At 58.1% G+C, this 413-nt stretch carries 1 protein-coding gene; it reads left to right on the forward strand.

Annotated elements, in window-relative coordinates:
* The coding region (locus GJS41_RS11355; RefSeq protein ID WP_154247481.1) for an Ig-like domain-containing protein at nt 1-413 on the forward strand (413 nt) is incomplete at both ends.

Consider the following 413-nt stretch of genomic DNA (forward strand, 5'->3'; position numbering starts at 1 on the left):
CTAACGGCACCTTGACCTTCAATGCTGACGGCAGTTACGACTACAGCCCGGATGCGAACTTCAACGGCACCGACAGCTGCACTTACATCATCACCGATGCTGATGGCGACACGGACATCGCGACCGTAACCATTACGGTGACGGCGGTGGATGACACGCCAACGGCGACCGATGACAGCAATACGGTGGCAGAAGACGGCTCGATTACCGGCGCTTCGGTTGCGGGTAACGACACCTTAGGCGGTGACGGCGGCGACTTAGCGACCGCGTTCAGCTTGGATACCGACGTGTCTAACGGCACCATGACCTTCAATGCTGACGGCAGTTACGACTACAGCCCGGATGCGAACTTCAACGGCACCGACAGCTTCACTTACATCATCACCGATGCTGATGGCGACACGGACATCGCG

The organism is Kangiella sp. HZ709, from assembly GCF_009674675.1.
Lineage (GTDB): Bacteria > Pseudomonadota > Gammaproteobacteria > Enterobacterales > Kangiellaceae > Kangiella.